This window comes from Larkinella sp. C7 (genome assembly GCF_006149005.1).
GTDB lineage: Bacteria > Bacteroidota > Bacteroidia > Cytophagales > Spirosomataceae > Larkinella.
This window is the reverse complement of the sequence record NZ_VBSL01000001.1, coordinates 678635-697716: the sequence shown is the minus strand read 5'-3', so window position 1 is coordinate 697716 and position 19082 is coordinate 678635. Positions and strand designations below refer to the sequence as shown.

The following is a 19082-nucleotide window of genomic DNA, read 5'->3' as shown; positions in this document are numbered from 1 at the left end:
GCATCAAACGAAAAAGGTATGCAGACGCTTCTAAAACTCGCTATCCAAACGGCCAGCAAGATTTCAGAAAAGCCGATACATTTTGTTAGTACAAGAGCATATTCTTACCCAAAATCCTTGCCACAATGAATTGGTGCCTTGGCACCCAGTTGAGTACCTTACAAAATAAGCCGTTTACAAGCCAGACGGATGCTATGGCATAGGTCAGCAACTGGTGTAATCTAGATCTGGCAGCCATTAAGAAGATGAATTTTGCTTTGGTGAAGTAATGGCTTAGTTATTAAGAGATTACGGTATTTTCAAATACTTCTCCAGATACGCCGTATACTGCTGATACAGCAGCAGTGAACTGGTGCTGTTGTAGGCCACGCCGTGCGCACCCGGTGGATAAATGCGCAGGTCGGCGTCTTTCCCGGCGTCTTCCAGCGCATTCATCAACTGCATGGTGTTCCGGACGTGAACGTTTTCATCCATCGTCGAATGGGCGATAAACATTTTGCCCTGAAGGTTTTTGGCGTTCGGCGAAACTGCACTTTTCTGGTATTGCGCGTCGTTTTCGGGCAGCAACCCCATGTAGCGTTCGGTGTAAATGCTGTCGTATAGCCGCCAGTCGGTGACGGGAGCCCCCACGAGCGCAACTTTGAAAATACCAGGGTGAGCCAGCATCGTGTAGCTACTCATGTACCCGCCATAGCTGTGTCCCCGGATGGCCATGCGCCTTCCATCGATCCACGGCAGCGTACTCAGGTATTTGGCGGTTTCAACAAAATCCCGGCTTTCGTACTGGCCGAGTTTTTCGTAGACTACTTTCTCAAAATCAGAACCGTAGCCGCCACTGCCCCGGTTGTTCACGCTCACAATGACGTAACCCTGTTGCGCCAGAAACTGGTGCCAGCCGGACGTATTGAACTCGTTGTAAACCGACTGCGCACCCGGCCCACCGTAAATATCCACCACCACCGGATACTTTTTGGTAGCGTCGAAATCAAGCGGTTTCAGGATCGAGATGTCGATCTTCTGGCCATCGGAAGTCGTGAAGTGGGTCAGTTCTTTCGTCGCATAGGCGTAGTTGCTGATGAATTTCGTCACGCTGGCGTTGGTTTCCAGCGGTTTGATGAGCTTGCCTTTGGTGTCCCACAGTTCCACGCGGGTGGGCGTGGTGGTGTTCGAATACCGGTCGATGTAATACTGGCTGTTGGGTGCAAAATCGATCTTGTGCCGGCCCGCAGCTGGGGTCAGTCGGCGTTTGTTTTTCCCGTCAAAATCAACGGCATACAGTTGCCGGTCCAGTGGGGACTGCTCGGTCGAGGTGTAGTAAATCTTTTTGTTTTTGGCGTCGATGTTGTGCACAAAAACCACCTCCCAACTTCCCTTCGTAACCTGATTCAGCAGTTTTCCGGTGTAGTCGTAGCGATACAGGTGCGCCCAGCCGTCCCGTTCCGAAACCCAGAAAAACTCCTGCGAATTGGCGGGGAAATAGAAATAGTGCATGATGCCGGCGAAGAAATCGAACACGTCGAGCCAGGTTTTCGACGTTTCTTCCATAATCTGCTTCGCGTCGCCGGTGCGGGCGTTGGTCAAAAACAGTTTCAGGTGGTTTTGCTTGCGGTTCAGGTGCACGACCGCCAGTTGTGCTTCCTGCGACGTCCAGTAAATGCGGGGAATGTAGCCGTCGCCCAAATCTACCTTCATCCACTGCTGTTTTGTATTGGACAGTTCAACGACGCCGATTCGGGCGGTCGGATTTTTGTCACCCACGCGCGGGTAGGGAAGTTTCGTGAAGTTTTCGTCAAAGCCCTTGTAATCGGTCATGGCGTAGATCGGCACTTCGCGCTCGTCAATCTGCCAATAGGCAATGAACTTGCTGTCGGGCGACCATTCCCAGGCCTGCGCCAGACCGAACTCCTCTTCATAAGCCCAGCCAAACCGACCGTTGTAGAGCGACGGCGCGGCATCGTTGGTGAGCTGCATTTCTTTCTGGGTGGCAAAGTCGAACACGAACAGGTTGCCGTCCCGCTCATAGCCAATCTTCAAACCGTCGGGCGAGAGTTCAGCGGTTTGGGCGTCTTTCGCAACCCGCTTCAGACTTTTGTCGGCAACGCCGTACACGTAATAATCCGAAATGCCCGAACGACGCCAGACGGGCCGGAAGTTGGTTTGAAACAACAGATTTTTGGAGTCTTTCGACCACTGGAACGATTCATAGGTAAAGGGCTGGCCGGTTTCGGGAAACTTGAGTGCACTGCCGTCAAAAACCACCTCTTCGCGCTGGTCTTTGGGCGAAAATGATTTGATCACATCTTTGTCGATAAACGAAAAACGGGTGCCGCCATCGATCCAGTTGACACTCGAAGGGCCTTGTGAGCCAGCGAGTTGGCCGGAAGCGGCCAGGGCCTGTTGCAGATTTTGAAACCGTTGCTTTTGTTGGGAAAAAGCGGGGAACTGAATGAAAAGAACGAAAAGAAATTGAAACGGAAATAAGGTACGGAACATAAGGCCAGTCAGTGTGAAGTGTGTTCAAAAGTAGTGAAAAAATAGATTCGTTGGCGTAAGTTGGCACCGACCGATTTCTTGCGGATGATAGACACATTTTAAGAAGTAATTGTACCTTTGGATTGCTGGTTGGCGATCTGGTCAGGCAGGACGGGAAAGCGAGCCGACTGATTTCTGGATCAAAACCGTTGAGTCAGGGCAACTTTTACTTCAACACGTTGATGTCTTTTTCGGAAACTACGGACGATAAGACCTTGTGGCAGGCCTTCAAACAGGGCGACGAAACCGCCTTTGGGGTGCTCTACCAGCGGTATGTCCGGGTGTTGTTCAGTTACGGTAAAAAGCTGTCCCGCGACGAACAGGCGGTTGAAGATGCGGTTCAGGATCTGTTTGTGGATCTGTGGCAAAGCCGTAGCCGCCTGAGTGACGTGGAATCGGCCCGGTTTTATTTGTTTCGATCCCTGCGCCGGAAAATACATAAGTCAATCCGACCCGATCAGCTTGCCTCCGAAAGCTGGGAAATGACCGACGAGTGGCGGCTCCCCACCAGCCCGGCGCAGGAAACGGAAGTGATCAATGCCGAAATGCTGCAAACGCAAACCGCTGATTTGCAGGCTAAAATGAAGAAATTGCCGCTTCGCCAATACGAAGTCCTGATGCTCTATTATTACCAGGATTTCAGCTACGCCCAGATCGCGGACATTCTGGCCATCAACGAACAATCCGTCCGGAATTTGCTGCAACGCGGGCTTCATAAACTCCGCCAGTTTGCCTTTCTCTCTGGCACCATTCTGCTGTTTATACTTTTTTTTCTCCGCAAGTGAGTTAAACCGCGGCTCCCTTTTCTCTTTCTTCTTAAAGGCATAATCTAATTTCGTAGCCAAAAAGTGATAGGATGGAGTACGCGGATTTCGATTTGGAGGACTTTTTAAAGGAGGAGTCCTTCAGACAATGGGTGTTTGCACCGACCCCGGAAACCGAGGCTTTCTGGCGGCAGTTTCTGGACCGGCATCCTGAAAAACAGCCGGTTGTCGACCATGCCCGGATGGTTTTGCAGTCAATCGATGAAGCCGTCATCCAGGATTATCCGGACGAGAACCAGGTCGAACGGATGTTTACGAACGTCCGGGAACGCATGCAACCCGCCCCCGTGCGCCAACTCCCGGTCCCGTGGCGCTGGCTGGCGGCTGCTTCCATTTTGCTTTGTCTGGGACTTTGGGTCTACCAGAAAAACCGCCTTCCGACACAGTATGAGCAGCTAATCGATCAGTCGTCTGCAGCTTTGCTGGAAAAAGCCAATCAATCCGAGCAACCGATGACGGTTCGTCTGCCTGACCAGAGTACGGTTTTGTTGCAGCCGAATAGCCGGATCAGTTTTGCCCGGGATTTCGGTCGTCAGGCGAAACGGGAAGTGTATCTGACCGGCGAAGCCTTCTTTCAGGTGACCAAAAATCCGGCAAAACCGTTTTTTGTATACGCCGACGAACTGGTCACCAAAGTGCTGGGCACCAGTTTCTGGATCAAAGCCGCCGAAGCGGGTAAGCAGGTGGTGGTGCAGGTGAAAACCGGCAAAGTCTCGGTTTTTGCCCGGACCGATAGCCGCGCCAATGCGATGCAGGCTAACCGGGAGCTGGAAGGCGTGGTGCTGACACCCAACCAGCAGCTGGCTTTCTCCCGCGATGAGGTTCGGATGAAGAAATCGCTGGTGGCTGAGCCAGCACCCGTACACCCACACAGTTTTGAGTTCAAGGATGCGCCCGTTTCCCGGATCTTTTCGGAACTGGAGCAGGCCTACGGGATCGACATCGTGTATGATGAAGAACTGCTGGGCAATTGTCTCTTAACGGCCTCTTTAGCCGAAGAACCCCTTTTTGAGAAACTGACACTCCTTTGCAAAGGCATTGAAGGGCATTACGAAGTTGTTGATGCACAGATTGTTATTTCGGCAAAAGGGTGCCAATGAAGGAAGCGGTTTGGCGCTTGAAACCGGGGTTACTTATGAATTGTATATTTAGTCTAGTGATTTAATTTACTAAATTCGTTCTGATTACTAAAAAATGAAATACTTTCGCCCGTCGAAAGCGGCAGAGGAATCAAATGACCCTTACCCTAATACACCTAATAAACTGAATACATGAAAAAAAATCTCCCTACCCTGATTTCCTGGCGAATGGCCCTGAAGCTGAGTTTTCTGCAACTGCTCCTTTCGGGACTGGTAACCAGCATTGCTCTGGCAACCGGTATCCGGGCGCAGGCGATCCTGAACACCAAAGTGACGATTCAGATGCAGAATCAGGACGTGAAAACGGTTCTGGCACTGATCGAAGAGCAGACCAAAGTGAAGTTTCTCTACAGCACAAGCCTGATTCAGGCCGACCGGAAAATCTCGCTGAATGTGCAGCGTGAAAAGCTGGGAACGGTTTTGGAAGACATGCTGAAACCGTTGAACCTGGGCTATGAGGTGTCCGGTAAGCAGATCATACTGAACCGCCTGCCCGGTGTGGCCCCGGCGGTTAAACCCAATTCGTCGCCGGAAGCCTCCCTACTGACGCAGCCGGTTGAAGAAGTGATTTCGGGAACGGTTTCGGACGAAAAAGGCGGAGGCTTGCCCGGCGTTTCCATTGTGATGAAAGGCACCCAGCGCGGCACGACAACGGACGGAAATGGTCAGTTTCGCATCAGTGTGCCGGACAAATCGGTGACGCTGGTGTTCAGCTTTGTCGGTTACCTGACGCAGGAAATTCCCGTTGGTTCCAAAACCACGCTGAACATCGTTCTGAAAACGGACGAAAAAACCTTGAGCGAGATTGTGGTGGTGGGCTACGGCACGCAGAAAAAACGGGATCTGACGGGTGCGATTTCTTCCATTTCCAGCAAAGACATTTCCGAAACCCCGGCGGCTAATTTTCTGTCGAACGCACAGGGCCGGTTGGCGGGAGTCGACATCGTCCGGGCCAACGGCGCACCCGGTTCCAACCCCACCATTCGGATCCGTGGAAACCGTTCGATCAACGCCAGCAACAACCCGCTGTATGTCATCGACGGGATTCCGACGGATGTGAATATCAACGACTTCAATCCGAACGACATCGAGTCGATGGAGGTGCTGAAAGATGCCAGCGCCGTGGCCATTTATGGGTCGCGGGGGGCTAACGGCGTCATTCTGATCACGACCAAACGCGGAAAACAGGGGAAAGCCGTGCTGAGCTACGATGGGTATTACGGGATTAAAAAGGCGAAAAAAGACCTGAACCTGATGAACGGGAATGAGTTTGCCCGGTATGCCCGGATTTCGCGGGGACTCGCTCCCGACAATGCCAGTCAGGACGCGGCTTTGATGAGCAGTTTGGAAATCGACAACCTGAGCAAAGGCATTTCGACCGATTGGCTGGACCTCATTCTGCGCGACGGCGTTCAGCAAAGCCACCAGCTTTCGGCCAGTGGCGGGTCCGAAAACACGACGTATTACCTGTCCGGCTCGTTTTTCGACGAAAAAGGCGTGCTGCAAAAAAGCGATTACCGCCGGTATTCATTCCGGGCCAACATCGACACCAAATTGACCGAACGGCTGAAGATCGGCGTGAGCGCGACGGTATCGACCGACCTCCAAAACGTGATGTCGAACGCGCCGTACAACAATGCCCTGCTTTTCTCGCCTTTGATTGAGCCTTACAACGCGGACGGTGCTTTTGTGGCTTATCCAAACCCCCGCGAAGGCAATACGACCAGTCCGCTGCTCGAATTTCAGCCGAATCAGTACGTTGATGAAACGAAGAAATACCGGGTTTTTGCCACGCTTTTCGGGGAATACCAACTCGCGGAAGGACTTACCTACCGCCTGAACTACGGCCCGGATTTCAGCACCTACCGCCGGGGCAATTATTCCGGAACGCTGGCGGGCGGCACCAGCCGGGCGACGGTTGAAAACCAGCAAAACTTTGCCTACACACTGGAGAACCTTCTGAGTTACAACAAAAAATTCGGGCCGCATTCGCTCAATGTGGTGGGGCTGTTCAGTACGCAGAAAAACCGCTTTGAATCCTCGAGTGCCAGCGGTCAGAATATTCCGATTGAAACCTCCTCGTTCTACGATTTAGGAAGTTCGGGTACCGTCACCGGCATTACCAGTTCGCTGACCCAGTGGGGGTTATTATCGTATATGGGCCGGATCAACTACGGTTTTAAGGACCGGTATCTGCTCACCCTCACCGGACGCGCCGACGGTTCGTCGCGTTTGTCGAAGGGCAACAACTGGGCCTTTTTTCCGTCGGTATCGGCGGGCTGGGTGATTTCGGATGAAGCCTTTCTGACAGGCAATACGGTATTGTCTTTCCTGAAACTGCGCGTGGGCTATGGCGAAGTGGGCAACACTTCCATTGCGCCTTATCAGACACTTGGTGGACTGAGTCGCTCGATTTATGCCTTTGGCTCGGAACCGGGCTATGGCTACGGCCTGAGCATCATTCCGAATCCCGATCTGAAATGGGAAATATCCAGGACGCTCAATGTGGGGGTTGATTTCAGTTTCCTGAGCGATCGGATTTCGGGTTCGCTGGAACGCTATGATACCAAAACCAGTGATTTATTGCTCAGTCGGCTCATTCCGATTTCGTCCGGTTATGCGTCGGTTTTGCAAAACATCGGTGCCACCCGCAACCGGGGCTGGGAGTTGACGTTGAATGGGAACGTCGTCAATAGTCCTTCCGGTTTCAAGTGGGATGCCAGCCTGAACCTGTTCTCGAACAAGGAGCAGATTGTCGACCTGTTCAACGGTCGGGATGATGTGGGAAACCAGTGGTTTATCGGACAGCCCATTTCGGTTTTCTACAATTTCAAGCAACTCGGCATCTGGCAAACCAGTGAAGCCGCCCAGGCAGCCGCCGAAGCCAAACAACGCCCCGGTGACATCAAGATTGCCGACGTTAATGGCCGGGATGCCGCCGGAAATTTGACCAACCAGCCCGATGGCGTCATCAATGCCGACGACCGGACGATATTGGGATCCATCGTGCCGAAATGGAGTGGCGGGATTACCAACCGGTTTAGTTTCAAGGGGATCGACTTTTCGTTCCTCGTCTATGCCCGTCAGGGACAAATGCTGCGGAGTGATTTTCACAATCTGGGCGGTAATCAGTGGCAGGGGCGATACAACAGCCTAAACTTCGATTACTGGACGCCCGACAATCCGACCAACAAAATTCCGATGCCGTATGCGGCATCAGCTCCCTTGTATGCCGATGCGGTCCGCTTTTTCGATGGCTCGTTTGTCAAAATCCGCAACATCACGCTGGGGTATTCGCTGCCGAAAAGCCTGCTGGCCAAAGCGCACATTTCGAGCCTGCGGCTGTATGCCACTGCCGACAACGCCTTCATCTTTTCGCCCTATAAACTGGTCGATCCCGAGACGGCGACCGGTATTGTGGGCGGCAGCACACCGATGACCTCGGCTACTTATGTATTCGGCATGAATCTTAAATTCTAAGCGACCCGTTCGAGATATGAAAAACGTCAACTCTATCCTCAGCCTGACCCTTCTGTTGGTCGGTCTCTTTTCCTGCCAGAGCGTTCTGGAAGAAACGCCCGTTGGGCTCGCCACCGCCGATAGCTATTATGCAACACCCGGCGGGCTGGAAGACGGCTTGAAAGCGGTTTATACGCCCCTGCGTCGGTTTTACGGCCGTGAAGAAGCCTTCTTTCTGACCGTCACCGGCACCGATATGTTCACCAACGGTTTTGGTGGGGTGACCAATTATCCCGATATCAATAATTATTCCGCCAACTTCCTGGGGTCCAATGCGTTTGTTAGGGCGGTTTGGGATAATTTTTACGTCGGGATCAATCAGGCCAACGCCGTCATCAACCGCGCTCCGGGCGTGGCGGGGGTGACGGAAGCCAACCGGACGCGCATCATCGGGGAGGCCCGTTTTCTACGGGCCTTGTATTATTTCCATTTGGTTCAGCAGTTCGGCGATGTCCATTTTTCACTGGAAGAAACCATTGGTGTGCAGACCACGGCGAAAAAAACGCCCGCAAAGACGATTTATGAGCAGGGCATCGTACCGGATCTGCAATACGCGATTGAACACCTGCCCGCCAAAGCCGCTGCGTACGGACGGATAACCAAACCGGCTTCGGAAGCGCTTCTGGCCCGTGTTCAACTGACGCTGGGGAATTGGGCCGAGGCCGAGCGGCTGGCGAGTCAGGTGACGAAAGCGTATGACTTTCAGATGATTAAGCCGTATGCAAGCCTCTGGGATATTAATAATGATGCCAATGCGGAGGTCGTTTGGTCGGTGCAATACACCGCCGATCCCTTGACGAACGGGGCTGGTAATGAAAGCCATTTGTTCTTTTTATTCGATTATACCCAGAATCCGACCATCATCCGGGATTTGCCCAACGGCCGGGCGTACCAGCGATTTATGCCGACCAATTACCTGATCAAGCTGTTTGATCCGTCGAAAGACAGCCGTTGGGAAGGCTCGTTCAAAACCGTCTGGTTTGCCAACAACCGGGGTACAATTAACGGAAAAACCGTGATGCCGGGCGATACGGCCATTAAAATCGTCCCGTATTCGGTGCCGGATGCCGCCCAGACTACGGCTCCTTACTGGTACATCGACTTCAAGGATACGTGGGTGGGCGCGTCGACGATCACCAACAACGAGATTGGCGGAGGGCAGCGCCGGCGGTTTCCGGTGATCAAAAAATACATCGATCCGCTGCGGACGAGCATCAACGCCACCGACGGCCGTCGGGATTTTATCGTGATTCGACTCGCCGAAATGTACCTGATTGCCGGAGAAGCGGCCTGGCGTCAGAACAAACTGACCGAAGCGGCTGCTTATTTCAACGTGGTGAGAACCCGGGCTGCGCTGGCTGGCAAAGAAAAAGAGATGCAGATCACCACGAGTGACCTCAGCCTGGATTTTGTGCTGGACGAACGGGGACGCGAGCTGGCGGGTGAAATGCACCGCTGGTATGATCTGAAACGCACCGGCCAGCTTCTGGCGCGGGTCAAAAAATACAACCTCGATGCGGCCCCCAATATCAAGGAAATGCACCTGGTTCGGCCCATTCCGCAAACCCAGATCGACCGGGTGACGAACCCGGGGGAGTTTACCCAGAATCCGGGTTATTAAAGAAAGAAAAATGACCTTGGGCAGCCCACGGTTTTAACCGTGGGTCCAAAAAATCGACCCCTAATTTAGTGGGAACCGTTTGAACGGCTTTGGGGCCTGAATAAACCGTTAAAACGGTTCCAATGCATTCGATTGTTTTGCCTTCATGCCCCACGGTTAAAACCGTGGGCTGTAAAAAACGGGTGTAATTCGTATACAGGATGAAATGGATTTTGTTTTGCTCGTTTGCCTTCGGTGCGTTGGTCGTGCTGGCTTTTACCCGAAACGGAGAACGCCAGCCACAGCGTCCGAATGTGCTTTTTATCTGCATCGACGACCTGCGTCCTGATCTCAAATGCTACGGCAATTCGGTGGTTCATTCCCCGAATCTGGATCGGCTGGCGCAGCAATCGGCGCTATTTACGCGGCAGTACGTCACCCAGCCAACTTGCGGGGCGTCACGCTACAGTTTGCTCACCGGGCGGCTGCCGCGTAATCCGGTGGATATTACGAATGAAGCGATTGAAAAACAGGTGTCCGGCAAACCCAGGACGGAGGAGCCTGAGACGTTCATCGACCAGTTGCGCCGGAATGGCTACTACACCATCGGCATGGGCAAGATCAGTCACTCGCCTGATGGCTATGTCTATGGCTACAACGACCCGAAAAGCAGTCAGTTGGAGTTGCCGCATAGCTGGGACGAAATGCTGTTCGATCCAGGAAAATGGAAAACGGGCTGGAATGCGTTTTTTGGCTACGCCGACGGTTCAAACCGGCAGGGCCGGCAATCGAAAGTCAAACCGTATGAAGCCGCTAACGTAGCTGACGAAGACTATCCCGACGGATTGACGGCTAATCTGGCGGTGGCGAAACTGAAGGAATTGGCGGGCAGAAAGCAACCGTTTTTTCTGGGCATCGGTTTTTTTAAACCGCATCTGCCGTTCAACGCGCCCCAAAAATACTGGGATCTGTATGACGAAGCGAACATTGCGCTGACGCCGTCGCCTACGGTTCCCGAGCACGTCAGTCCGGCCAGTTTGCACGAGAGTGCCGAGTTCAATCAGTATGCGCTGGGCGACGAACAGGCCTCGCTCGAAAAACCGGTTTCGGATGCCTACGCCCGCAAATTGCGTCATGCCTATTACGCCAGCGTGAGTTACACGGATGCGCAGGTGGGCAAGGTGCTGGAAGCCCTGAAGCAGTTGGGAATGGATAAAAATACGATTGTGGTGGTCTGGAGCGATCACGGCTGGCACCTGGGCGATTACCGGGTGTGGGGAAAACATACCATTTTCGAGCAAGCCGTTCGCAGTGTGCTGATCGTCAAAACGCCCGGCATGAAAACCGGCACGGTTCGGAACGAAATCCTGAGTTCGATTGATATATACCCCACCCTGATGGCGTTATGCGGGATAAAAGCACCGGCCACGCTCGACGGAAAAAGCTTCAGCAGTCTCCTGAAAAAAGGCAAATCGGCGGACTGGGGTGAGCACGTCGCCTACAGTTATTTCAAGCGGGGCATCACCGTTCGGACGGATCGCTATCGTCTTACGCGGTATTTCCGGGCGCAGGAGCCCACCGTGGAATTGTATGATCACAACAACGATCCGAACGAAAACCGCAACGTGGCCGACGCGAACCCAAACATTATCAAACAGATTATGCCGGTTTGGGAAAAAGGCAATACGGGTGTGTTTAAATGAAGCCCACCAGGCTTTAAACCGGTAAAAATCTTTGAAAACAAATGTTAACAACCTAAAAAATGGTACTCAAACTCTTAGTGGCTTTTCTGGCTTTGACGTTCGCTTTTTGTCCTGCTCTGCAACCGCCGGAGAAAAAACCGAACATTATCCTGATTCTGGCCGACGACATGGGCTATTCCGACATTGGCTGCTACGGGTCTGAAATCCAGACACCCAATCTGAACGAGATGGCGAAAAACGGCCTTCGGATGCCGCAGTTCTACAACGCGTCGCGCTGCTGCCCAACCCGGGCGTCGCTGCTGACGGGCCTGTTCCAGCACCAGGCTGGTGTGGGCGATATGGTCAATACCCGACAGCAACCTGCCTACCAGGGCTATCTCAACCAGCATTGTGTCACGATTGCGGAAGCGTTAAAACCGGCAGGCTATAAAACCTACATGGCCGGGAAATGGCACGTTGGTACCAAACCGGAAGGCTGGCCCGTCAAACGCGGTTTCGACCGATATTTTGGCTTGATAGATGGGGCGAGTAGTTATTTTGGCAAGGACCCCTACCGCCCCAACCAGAAGCTCACCATCGCGCTGGACGATCAGGAATACACGCCGGAAAAAGGCTATTACGCGACTAATGCCTTCGCCGATCATGCCATTGAGTTCATCGGTCAGACGCCCAAAGACCAGCCGTTCTTTCTGTACATGGCCTTTACGGCTCCCCACTGGCCCTTGCACGCCCTGCCCGAGGACATTGCGAAATACCGGGGTGCTTACCAAAAAGGGTGGGACAAACTGCGGGGAGAACGGTTTCAGCGCATGAAGGCAATGGGAATTCTGGCCAAGAATAGTTCGCTCTCACCCCGTGATGCATCCATTCCGGCCTGGGATTCATTGAGTGAACCGGAAAAGAAAGACTGGGAAGACAAGATGGCGGTTTACGCGGCCATGATCGACCGCATGGATCAGAACATTGGCCGAATCCGGCAGAAACTGAAAGAAATGGGGCAGGATCAGAACACGGTGATTCTGTTTTTGTCGGACAATGGCGCCAGTCACGAAAACATCGGAACCGGCAATTTTCTGCCATTGATTTATGAAAGCAGCAAAAAACCGTCGAGCGACCCGACGTCCTTTACGGCCTACGGGAAACGCGGTGCGAACCTGAGCAATACGCCTTTTCGGCACTACAAACATTGGGAGTATGAAGGCGGAACGGCCACGCCCTTTGTGGCCTACGGTCCCTCGATTGTGAAACCGGGCAAGATCGACCAGCGTCCTGCGCACATCATCGACGTTATGACGACCTGCCTGGATCTGGCGGGAGCTACGTATCCGAAAACGCACAAAGGCAACGCCATCACCCCGGCGGAGGGCGTGAGTCTGGTGCCGGTATTTCGGGGAACCACCTGGAAAGGCCACGACGCGCTCTATTTCGAACACGAAGGCAACCGGGCCGTTCGGCAGGGCGACTGGAAACTGGTGTCGGAATTTCCGTCCAATCGATGGGAACTCTACAACCTGAAAACCGACCGGACCGAGCTACAGGACTTGAGCGCGAAAGAACCGCAGCGGGTCAAAGCCATGGCCGCGCTCTACGACACCTGGGCGCAACGGGCCGGGGTGATACCGTTCGCGGAACTCACCAAGGCCAAAGGTGAGTAGATAGGGGTTCAAAGAACCGGGTGTTTTTTGTGAAAAACCGTGGCGTCCTGATAGGCTTTGGCCACCGCCAGCAAGCGTCCTTCTTCAAACAACTGCCCCATGAACGTGATGCTCGTGGGTAAGCCCTTCGCATTGAACCCGTTGGGAAGGGCTACGCAGGGATGGCCGGTCAGGTTGGTCAGCGTCAGGTTGGCGTTGCCGTAGGTGGGCGTGATGTAGACGTCGAAACCCTTCATGGTTTGCGCCATTTCGTTGATGAGTTTGGTTCGAATGCGGTTGGCCTGAATGTATTCGACCGCCGGAATAAACCGGGCGGAACGGAAAGAATTCGGCCAGGCATTTTTGACCTGCCGTACCAACTGATCATCCTTGCCCGAGCGGGTCAGCTCATCAAAGGAAGCTGCCGCTTCGGCACTCAGAATGTGCGACATTTTGCCCACCGGAATGTCCGGTAATTCAAACGCGACCAGTTCCGCACCAAGTTTCCGGAGTGTTTCCAGCGTGGCCTGGTCGTTGGCTTTGGTGGGATAATCGGCGTCGAAAGCTTTTTTCAGATACCCGATTTTGAGACCTTTCAACGAAGCCAGCGGAGCATACCGGAACGGTGCCGCGATCACCGTCGGATCGTGTCCATCGGGACCGTAAATGGCATTAAAAACCAGCGCACAATCTTCGACGGAGCGGCACATCGGCCCGATTTTATCCATCGACCAGCTTAACGCCATCGCGCCGTAGCGACTGACGCGCCCGTAGGTGGGACGAAGGCCGGTTACGCCGTTGACATTCGACGGGGACACAATGGACCCCAGTGTTTCGGTGCCAATCGCAAAGGGCAACAACCCCGCCGAAACGCTGGAGCCTGAACCAGCAGAAGAACCGCTGGAGCCGGTGGTCGGGTCCCACGGATTCCGGGTTTTTCCACCAAACCAGACGTCGCCCATCGCCAGTTCGCCCATCGTCAGCTTGGCACACAAAACCGCTCCGGCTTTTTCCAACCGCTGGATAATCGTGGCGTCATAATCCAGCGTCTGATTCTGGTACGGGACTGAACCCCAGGTCGTTTTGTAGCCTTTTTTTGCGAATAAATCTTTGGCTCCGTAGGGAATGCCGTGCAGCGGTCCCCGGTATTTTCCCGCCTTGATTTCCGCATCGGCCTGTCGGGCCTGTTTCAGCGCCAGTTCGTCGGTAAACGTAACGACGCAGAAGAGTTTGGCGTTGTGGGTTTTCAGCCGGTCGAGGAAAAACTTGGTTAGTTCTTCGGAACTGATCTGACGGGTTCTGAGCAATTCGCCCAGTTGAGCGACGGAATAGTACGCGAGATCGTCGCGGTTGGCGGGTAAGGCGGTTTTGCCAACCGGGCTGGCTTTAAACGATGCGGCTCCCTGCGGGAGTTTAAAACCGTTGGGTAAGGGATTGAAATACAGCGCCGGAGCCACGTCGTTACTCACGTCAATTTTCCGGAGGGCTTCGTAATTGCTGCGGTAATTGTTGAGGTTTCCCAGCATCGAATCCCGCTCGGTTTGCGTGAAGGTCAGGCCGAACACCCGGGAAGCGGCATCGACTAGATCGGCCGTGAGCGGTTTGGCCGGATCGTCGTCGGTAACAAAAGCCCCCGCCAGAAAGCTGAACGCGCAGGCGGCCAGAAAGTAGCGTTTTTTCATAGTTATGTATCCACCAGTGTAATCTCGTACAGCCAAATTACAAAATAGCTTCGAGGAAATACGGACTAATTGATGTAAACAAAATAACCGCTGGGCTGATGCGGCTATTAAATTTAACATGAACGATAAGATCATTGACCCCGGAGGGGTCGAATGTCGATAGCAACGGGGTATCTGAGTACGCCAGGCGTGCCGGAGGTACGCGATATGGCTTAGTTGCGTACCTATCGGCACGCCTGGAGTACTTAAAATACCGATTTGCTAGTAACATTATGTGCCGCTGGCACTTAAACAACTAGTAGGCGAGGAAATAATCTTATAAAAAAAGGCGGATTATAAACCGGTCTGGCAGAAGGTTTCGTGGAGCCGCAAAACCTGGGGAATCAGCAGTTGGGTCTCGTTGTTGTAGACCACGTAATCGGCCATTTCAACCCGCTCTTCATCGCTGATCTGTCGGCTGATGATGTTCTTGATTTCCTGCGCGGAGCGGTGCGGATCGCGCTGGTGAATGCGGTGAATACGAAGCTCCAACGGCGACTGTACCACAATCAATTTGTCAAGGTTATTGCCATCTTCACCCGCAGCCCGCAGCAAAGCCGCTTCCTTGATCAGATACGGTTTGTCGGCATAACCACGCGCCCAAAGCTCGGTATCGGCATACACCCTTGGATGAATCAGGACGTTGAGTTGCAGCAGCAAATCGGGTTTGGCAAACACCTGAGCGGCCACCCAACTCCGGTTGTAATGCCCGGCTTCGTCATACGCTTCCGATCCCAGCAGGCGCGTCACGTCCGATTTAAGAATGGCATCGTGATCGACCAGCCATTTGGCGCGTTCATCGGCATAATAAACGGGAATCCCGAGGGCTTCGAAGATGCGGCAAACCGTGGTTTTTCCGGAACCAATTCCGCCCGTAACCCCAATTAACAAGGGTCTTTTCACTGATTGACTCATTTTTTACGGACCGATTTGGCTTTGGCAGATTTCCCGGTTTTTTCCGATTTGGTCGACTTGGCCGGTTTTACGGGTTGGGGAGGAGGGGGTGGAGGAAGCGGCTGCAGGAGTTCGGCCACTTCAAAACTAACCGAAACCTGGTCGGCACTGGCCCGAATGAGCGGATGACGCGGGATGGGCAGTCGCAACTCCTCATCATAGCTTTGGGTCAGCCGACGGGCCGGAATTTTTACTTTAATGGTATCCGGCATGGCCCGAAGCAAGCGGGCCGGGCCTTCAAACCGGATTCGACGCGGGGTAACGTTGATCAGACTGGAAACCACCATGCTTTCGGCCAGATCGATGCCCGTGCTGTCGACTACAATCGGCACTTCTTGGGCCGCCAGCCGGTCGAAATTCAACGCCAGCGTATCGCCAGCCACAAAATTGACCCGAACATCGTTGGCGTGGTCGGTCAGAGAGGCCGCCAGCGAAGCGGTATTGATGTATTTGGTTTCGAGCGGGCGGGGAACAGGATACCGGATGGGTTGCGACCGAAACGGCAGCCACGACTTCCGAAACAGCTTCCAGCCATTGCCGGTGATGCTGACGGTAATGGTTTTGGGAAGGGGCGTCGTTGGAACGTACAATTTCTGATCGTAAACAAACTCAATCGGATACTGAACGCTGACCGTATAGTTGTTCTTGTTGAGCGCATTCAGCAACCAGATGACGGCAGCCGCCAGCAGACACAAAACGAGTGTCGGCAGTTGAACCGGGCGGGGTTGGGTGTTGGTTAGCGGCACAAAGGGAATTTTTAATGTTAAATGTAAAATGATGAATGACGAATGTAAAAGTGTTTAACGCTTGCTAAGAGACTTTTATATTCATCATTCATCATTTTACATTCATCATTCGTTTGCATTACGCCGGTAATTTAACCGTTGCTTCGCGGGAGATGGCGGTTTTTTCAAACGTCAGTTTCACGCCTTTGTCCACTTCCACCACCACCGTTGTACCTTCTACGGCGTATACTTTGCCGTGCAAACCGCCAATGGTGACCACGCCGTCGCCTTTTTTCAGGTTCTCAATGAAATTCTTCTGATCCTTCTGCTTTTTCTGTTGCGGACGAATCATGAAAAAGTAAAACACCACAAAAATACCGACCCACAGGACGATGTTCCAAACCATGGAATTGGACGAGCCGCCCGGTACTTGTGCTAAGATAGAGGGGAAATTCATTGTGACGAATAGTGGTTTAAAATGAATGGGTTTGATGGAGGCTGCGTGGATCAGTTACCGATACTAAACAACAGATAACTCATTGGGCAGTTTTGGTGCTGCTAGAATCCCGGGGATTCACCATCACGCGGAAAGCGAGTTCGCTGTAGGCCGGGTCCGTGTTGGCGTAAACGGTGACGGTTTTGTTCTGAACGCCCCGTTTCCCCTGGCTGTTGAACAGCACTTTGATGGACGATTCCTGGCCGGGCTCGATCGGTTTTTTAGGCCATTCGGGCGTCGTACAGCCGCAGGAAGCCTGAATGTTGTTGATGATCAGCGGAAATTCACCTTCGTTTTTGAACTTGAAATTCCGTGATACCGTGTCGCCTTCGGTAATGTCGCCAAAGTCGTAAACACCCGTGTCGGTGAAAACCATTTTAGGCATTTTGCCCGACAACTCTTTCGTTGAGTCTTTCTGGGTCTGGTTGCAGGCCGTAACACCGGCGAGAAGAACCAGACTAAGGAGGAAGTTTTTCATTACTTTTTTAACGAAATGGAGGGTCAGGAAGGGATTTGATTCTTAGTCGTAACCGGCTCACTTCCTGACCATTAGATAGGCTTGTTATGCACCCTGCTGCTTGATCTGCGCCATCAGACGATCGACGTCTTCCAGCAGTTTTTCCGCTTTCTCGCGGGCATCGCTCACGACCCGTTCGCCCTCGGTTTTGGCCAGGCTTTCGGGGAGTTTATCGGTTCTTAACACATCATCCAGCAGGTAGCGAAGTTGTTCGCGGTATTTTGACAAACGATAGGTTAACCGGTCACGGGTAACGGCGCCTTTCTCGGGCGCATAGAGTAGACCCAGTGCGGCACCAGTTACGCATCCCGTTACAAAGGCAATCAGGGTTTGACTTGTTCTGCTCATAATCGTACTTAGTTATCAGTTGTTCGTCTTTATAAACGAGAAACAACCGGAAACGGGTAAACTTATTTATTGTCCATCAAACCACGGCCACTTTTGCGAAGCTGGCCGGCGGTTTTTAGTTTTTCGGATAAACTGTCCAGAATACCGTTGACAAATTTGCCACTTTTGGGCGTACTGTACAGCTTTGCCAGTTCGATGTATTCGTTGATGGTCACTTTTACCGGAATATTCGGAAAATTCAGCAACTCGGCGAGTGCCAGTTTCAGAATGATTTTGTCCAGTTGTGCCACCCGTTCCACATCCCAGTTGGTCAGTTGCTCGGCCAGTAGGCTCTCGTATTCGGCGTCGTTTTCCAGGGCTTTTTTGTACAGCGTTTCCAGAAAATCCCGGTCTTCTTCCCAATCTTCGGTCAGCGCCACGAGTTTCAATCCTTCCGGTCCCTGCACGGATTTCAGCGTTTTGATGGCCATACTCCGCACAATTTCGCTGTTTTCGGACCAGCTCAGGTCCATTTCCTCGAAAAAGCTCCGGGCCGGTTCCTGCTTCAGCAACACATTCCGTAAAACGTGCTGCGCCAGTTGCTGGTCTTCGTCGGCGGTGTGCTGTTCGGATTCGCAGTAAGTGCGGTAAACGTCGTCTTCTTTCAGCACATCGTTGTAGATGGTCCTAACCATCTGACGGTCGTCGCCCCACTCGATTTTCCGCCGAATCTGCTCGACCTCCAGCGGTTTGTGTTCGCGCAGGGCCTTGATAATCCGGTTGCTGTCCAGTCCCGATTCTTTGGCAATCTGGCGGGTATCCAGGTTTTTGTAGGTTCGTTCCCGGTCAATCTGCGCCACGTGGGCCAGCTCCAGGAGCAGGCTCAGCAGTCGGATGAGGGAGTTGTCGAGCGTCCGAACGTCATCGACCAGCGCCTGCAATACCCGTGTCCGTTCTTTAGTCAGGCTGTTCCGGTAATCCACCAGGGCCTGGTTGGCGGCTACCAGCACTTTACGCGGTATTTCCTCCTCTTCGGGCGGTTTTCCTTCTTTTAATCCTTCTTCAAACAAAACCGTAGCCAGTCGGCGGTAGCCTTCCAATTGCTGGAGGTTCTGCACCTCCATTGAATTCAGGTCACGCTGAAAAGTTTCGGTAATGGTATCGACAGCAGCCTGCCGATTGGATAATTCGGATTGTCGCAGGGCATAAAATGCCTGCATGACCTTAATCCGCAATAAACGTCTGTTTAGCATTCTGGTCCGGCAAGAAACAAAGAACTCGGTTCGATATTTCGAAGATTGGTAATTGGGTACAAAAGTACGGAAAATGTCTTGAACTATACTTGTCTTCACCGGCGAAATACCGGTTCAGGACGAATACCGGTCAACCTA

14 protein-coding genes are annotated in these 19082 nt (G+C 52.9%); 6 read left to right on the top strand and 8 right to left on the bottom strand.

Annotated elements, in window-relative coordinates:
* Positions 1–288: 288 nt before the first annotated feature.
* Positions 289–2493, bottom strand: a complete 2205-nt coding sequence (locus FH871_RS02760; protein ID WP_138989791.1) for a S9 family peptidase — start codon at positions 2491–2493, stop codon at positions 289–291.
* 221 nt (positions 2494–2714) lie between these two features.
* Between FH871_RS02760 and FH871_RS02755 the strand changes: the two genes are divergently transcribed.
* The 6 genes from FH871_RS02755 to FH871_RS02730 all read left to right on the top strand — a co-directional run bounded on the left by FH871_RS02755 (position 2715) and on the right by FH871_RS02730 (position 12972).
* A complete protein-coding gene (locus FH871_RS02755; protein ID WP_138989790.1) occupies positions 2715–3317 on the top strand; it encodes an RNA polymerase sigma factor in 603 nt (200 codons plus the stop codon).
* A 71-nt stretch (positions 3318–3388) separates the two neighbouring features.
* Positions 3389–4456 (top strand): FecR family protein, encoded by a 1068-nt coding sequence (locus FH871_RS02750; protein ID WP_138989789.1) that lies wholly within the window; start codon positions 3389–3391, stop codon positions 4454–4456.
* A 171-nt stretch (positions 4457–4627) separates the two neighbouring features.
* Complete coding sequence (locus tag FH871_RS02745) at positions 4628–7975, top strand: TonB-dependent receptor (protein WP_138989788.1); 3348 nt, start codon at positions 4628–4630, stop codon at positions 7973–7975.
* A gap of 16 nt (positions 7976–7991) precedes the next feature.
* Positions 7992–9635, top strand: coding sequence for a RagB/SusD family nutrient uptake outer membrane protein (locus FH871_RS02740; protein WP_138989787.1), 1644 nt, complete (start codon positions 7992–7994; stop codon positions 9633–9635).
* Positions 9636–9835: 200 nt separating this feature from the next.
* Positions 9836–11317 (top strand): sulfatase, encoded by a 1482-nt coding sequence (locus tag FH871_RS02735; RefSeq protein WP_138989786.1) that lies wholly within the window; start codon positions 9836–9838, stop codon positions 11315–11317.
* Positions 11318–11376: 59 nt separating this feature from the next.
* Positions 11377–12972: an arylsulfatase gene (locus FH871_RS02730; protein ID WP_138989785.1), complete on the top strand. Its 1596-nt coding sequence runs from the start codon at positions 11377–11379 to the stop codon at positions 12970–12972.
* A gap of 8 nt (positions 12973–12980) precedes the next feature.
* On the opposite strand, the gene FH871_RS02725 is transcribed toward FH871_RS02730, so the two are convergent.
* The 7 genes from FH871_RS02725 to nusB form a co-directional block, all read right to left on the bottom strand.
* Entirely contained in the window at positions 12981–14633 is a 1653-nt protein-coding gene (locus FH871_RS02725) for an amidase (RefSeq protein ID WP_138989784.1), read from the bottom strand.
* A 333-nt stretch (positions 14634–14966) separates the two neighbouring features.
* Complete coding sequence (coaE, locus tag FH871_RS02720; protein WP_138989783.1) at positions 14967–15575, bottom strand: dephospho-CoA kinase; 609 nt, start codon at positions 15573–15575, stop codon at positions 14967–14969.
* 8 nt (positions 15576–15583) lie between these two features.
* Positions 15584–16372, bottom strand: coding sequence for a hypothetical protein (locus tag FH871_RS02715; RefSeq protein WP_138989782.1), 789 nt, complete (start codon positions 16370–16372; stop codon positions 15584–15586).
* Between the two features lie 118 nt (positions 16373–16490).
* The gene (yajC, locus tag FH871_RS02710) at positions 16491–16808 is read right to left on the bottom strand and encodes a preprotein translocase subunit YajC (protein ID WP_114404134.1); all 318 of its coding nucleotides are present in this window, start codon (positions 16806–16808) and stop codon (positions 16491–16493) included.
* Positions 16809–16887: 79 nt separating this feature from the next.
* Positions 16888–17325: a DUF1573 domain-containing protein gene (locus tag FH871_RS02705; RefSeq protein WP_138989781.1), complete on the bottom strand. Its 438-nt coding sequence runs from the start codon at positions 17323–17325 to the stop codon at positions 16888–16890.
* Between the two features lie 84 nt (positions 17326–17409).
* The gene (locus FH871_RS02700; RefSeq protein WP_114404132.1) at positions 17410–17712 is read right to left on the bottom strand and encodes a YtxH domain-containing protein; all 303 of its coding nucleotides are present in this window, start codon (positions 17710–17712) and stop codon (positions 17410–17412) included.
* Positions 17713–17774: 62 nt separating this feature from the next.
* Entirely contained in the window at positions 17775–18944 is a 1170-nt protein-coding gene (gene nusB / locus FH871_RS02695) for a transcription antitermination factor NusB (protein WP_229316979.1), read from the bottom strand.
* Positions 18945–19082: the final 138 nt, after the last annotated feature.